This is a genomic window from Pseudoduganella sp. RAF53_2, from assembly GCF_052113985.1.
Lineage (GTDB): Bacteria > Pseudomonadota > Gammaproteobacteria > Burkholderiales > Burkholderiaceae_D > Rugamonas.
The window spans coordinates 1-3313 of the sequence record NZ_JBFRDW010000657.1 but is presented as its reverse complement, the minus strand read 5'-3'; the positions used below and the strand labels follow the sequence as shown (position 1 = coordinate 3313).

Below are 3313 nucleotides of genomic sequence, written 5' to 3'. Positions count from 1 at the left end.
CCACGATGGCGTGTTCGACCAGCGCGGCATGGCATTCGCTACCGAAGAACTGTGGTTCACCGAGTGGGAAAATGGCGGCACCTACTGGGCCAACCCGGCGCTGTATGAAAAGTTCAACCCGGTCAATTTCGTCAGCAAATGGAAGACCCCGATGCTGGTGGTACAGGGCGACCTGGACTTCCGCATCCCGACCGCGCAAGGCCTGGGCACTTTCACCGCGCTGCAGCGTCAGGGCATCGAATCGAAACTATTGGTATTCCCGGATGAAAACCACTGGGTACYGAAGCCTGCCAACTCGATTCTGTGGCACCACACCGTCATCGACTGGCTTGACAACCACCTTAAGAAATAAGTATTGCCAGTAAGCCACAAGGCCGCCCGCGAGGCGGCCTTTTTCTTGCATATGAGGCGATCGCGGCAGATAATGAGGATATAGTGTTGCCTTCCCACACTAATATTTAATAACAGACAATATTGCACCTCGAGCGCCGCCATGCATGACCTACACGACAACTCTGGCGCAGCGATGACCGACCCGGCTACTGGTAGCGACGGTCACGATAACCTGCTCCAATACGATCCAAACCGTTTACTCGATTTCCTGATCGAGCACATGAAACTGAAGAACGACGCCGCCCTGGCGCGTGCGCTGGCCATCATGCCTCCGATGATCAGCAAGGTACGCAGCCGCCGTGCCGCCATCTCCCCGGCCCTGCTGGTGGTGATGCACGAAGCAAGTGGCGTAACCATCGAGAAGCTGCGCGAAGAAATGGGCGACCGCCGCCTGGCCTTCACGCCGATTCCCGATTCGCTGTTGCTGCGCTAAGCGCCGCCTGCGCTGATTCAGCGCGCGCAGGTACGCAAGCCGCAGAAGATATCGTCGCGCTCAGGCAGGTAGAAGTTACGGAACTTCGCCGACCCAAGGCGCGACGGCGTCGCGAATGAGGCGCCGCGCAGCACCTGATGTGTGCTGAACCACGGCGCGGAATACTCACGATAACGGTCCGCCTCGAAGCCCGGATAGGGTTCGAACGGCGATGCCGTCCACTCCCACAACTGCCCCCACTGGAACGCCGGATGGCCGTAGAGCGCCGCGTATTCCCATTCCGATTCCGTTGGCAGGCGGCGTCCCGCCCACATGCAGTAAGCCTGGGCCTCATACAGATTGATATGGCGCACCGGCTCATAGCGCGCCAGCGTGGCCGGCTGGCCGAAGCGCTGGGTATGCCATTGCCCGCCCTCGCGCTGCCAGTAGCGCGGCGCCGAGCGTTCCTGGCGCATCAGCCAATCCGCGCCGGCGATGCTCCAGTATTCGCGGCGATCATAGCCGCCGTCTTCCACAAAATCCGTGTACTGCGCGTTGGTGACCAGGGAGGCGTCCATGCTGAATGGCGGGACGTAGCAGGGATGGGCGAACTTCTCGTTATCGAAAATGAAACCGCCAGTGTCGGCAGTGCTGCCCAGCTGCAGGGTGCCGCCGGGGAAAGCGATTTCCTGCTGCGCGCTGCGCGACGGCTCATCGCGCGTCAGCTCGGGCGGCGCCTGYAGGCCGAGGGTTTGCAGGGTATAGAGGAAGGCCTCACCGTGCATGTCTTCATGCGCCAGGACCAGGCGGTAGGGATACAGCGCTTCGTCCGTATTCGGTTCGCGGCTCAGTTTATCGAGCACGCGGTCCAGCACTTCGTGGCAGTAGGTTTTTACGCCGCCGGTCGTCGGCAAATCCAGCGTCCAGCGGCTGCGGTGCGGCACGTTGGCCGAGTCGAACCAGTCGTCGCCCTTGCGCAGCATGGATTGAAAAAGCGCGTCCGCAGGATGGCTGGACGCTGCTTCGCGCAGGATGAACCACTCCGCAAACCAGGCGGTGTGCCCCAGTTCCCAAAGAGGAGGATTCACAATGCGCAGCTGCGGCACGCGCATGGCTTGATCCATGCCCGCGGCAGCAAAACATTCGAACAGGCTAAGCGTATAATTCCGCGCATTCTGCAAGGCGTCGGCCAGCTGCTGGGTGCGCGCGTTTCGGAACGAAGCTGTAATGGAAGTCATAACCGATTGTAGCGACTTTTTAGTGACAAGCACCAGTGAGCAAGCCCACAATCTGCATCGTCAGCCCCGCCCTCGCCGCTGCCAATAACGGCAACTGGCAGACGGCCAGCCGTTGGGCGGGCTTCCTCGCACCGCGCTACGACGTATCGATCTGCACCGACTGGTCCGATGTATCGTCAGCAGCGGCGTCCACACCGCCTGCCGCCACGCCGCCCCGCGATGCAGCTGCAGCGGCATCCGCGCCGGACTTGTTAATCGCCCTGCATGCTCGCCGCTCCGCTTCATCGCTGGCCGCCTTCCGCGCCGCACACCCCGAGCGCCCCACCCTGCTCGTGCTGACCGGCACTGACCTATACCGCGACATCCATTCGGACGCCAGCGCCCAAGCCTCCCTGGAGGCAGCGCACGCCCTGGTCGTCCTCCAATCCGCCGGACTCGACGAACTCCCCGCCGCCGCCCGCCCCAAAGCCCACGTCATCTACCAATCCGCCCACCTTGGGGCCAAACACCCTGGGGTCAGATCCGACATTCGTACACAAGCTCAGCAGCATGAGATCGTCATGATTGGCCATTTGCGCGATGAAAAGGACCCGCTGACCTTCATGCGCGCGGCGGAGTTCGTGCGGAAGCCGTCGGCACGTCTGGTGCATATCGGCGGCGCACTGGATGCGGCGCTGGGCGAAGCAGCGCACGCGACACAGAACGCGGCGGCCGGACGCTATGAGTGGCTCGGCGCCCTGTCCCACGACCAAACCGTGGAGCGGTTGCGTAGCGCGCACGCCATGGCCATCTGCTCGAGGATGGAAGGCGGCGCCAACGTGATTATTGAAGCGGTGACCAGCGGCGTCCCCGTGCTGGCCAGCGACATCAGCGGCAACCGCGGCATGCTGGGCGAGGACTACGAAGGCTATTTCCCGCTCGGCGATGCGCAAGCGCTGGCAGCGCTGATCGACCGCAGCGTGAGCGATCCCGCCTGGCTGCAGCGCCTGCGCGCGCAATGCGCCGCACGCGCCAAACTATTTGAACCCGCGACCGAGCAGGCAGCCTTGCTCACTTTGGTAGATAATCTGCTCCATCAGAACCAGGAAAGACCTCAAAAATGAGCACTGAACAAATCAAACTGACCTCCTTCTCCCATGGCGGCGGCTGCGGCTGCAAGATCGCGCCCGGCGTGCTGTCCGAGATCCTGAAGAACTCCAGCGGCTTCCCTGTGCCGAAGGAACTGATGGTCGGTATCGAAACCGCCGACGACGCCGCCGTCTACAAACTG

At 62.3% G+C, this 3313-nt stretch carries 4 protein-coding genes and 1 pseudogene; 4 read left to right on the top strand and 1 reads right to left on the bottom strand.

Annotated features, from left to right (window positions below):
• A partial coding sequence (locus AB4Z11_RS27280; protein WP_442028977.1) for a prolyl oligopeptidase family serine peptidase occupies positions 1 to 352 on the top strand: 352 nt, incomplete at its 5' end.
• Positions 353 to 493: 141 nt separating this feature from the next.
• On the top strand, positions 494 to 826 hold the full coding sequence (locus tag AB4Z11_RS27275; RefSeq protein ID WP_442028976.1) for a hypothetical protein: 333 nt from the start codon (positions 494 to 496) through the stop codon (positions 824 to 826).
• Positions 827 to 843: 17 nt separating this feature from the next.
• On the opposite strand, the gene senA is transcribed toward AB4Z11_RS27275, so the two are convergent.
• Positions 844 to 2043: a selenoneine synthase SenA gene (senA, locus tag AB4Z11_RS27270; RefSeq protein ID WP_442028975.1), complete on the bottom strand. Its 1200-nt coding sequence runs from the start codon at positions 2041 to 2043 to the stop codon at positions 844 to 846.
• Between the two features lie 35 nt (positions 2044 to 2078).
• Between senA and senB the strand changes: the two genes are divergently transcribed.
• Together senB and AB4Z11_RS27260 are read left to right on the top strand one after the other, a co-directional pair.
• Positions 2079 to 3146 (top strand): selenoneine biosynthesis selenosugar synthase SenB, encoded by a 1068-nt coding sequence (gene senB / locus AB4Z11_RS27265; RefSeq protein WP_442028974.1) that lies wholly within the window; start codon positions 2079 to 2081, stop codon positions 3144 to 3146.
• Positions 3143 to 3313: pseudogene (locus tag AB4Z11_RS27260) on the top strand (selenide, water dikinase SelD); the annotation flags it as partial. The gene senB and the pseudogene AB4Z11_RS27260, both read left to right, overlap by 4 nt.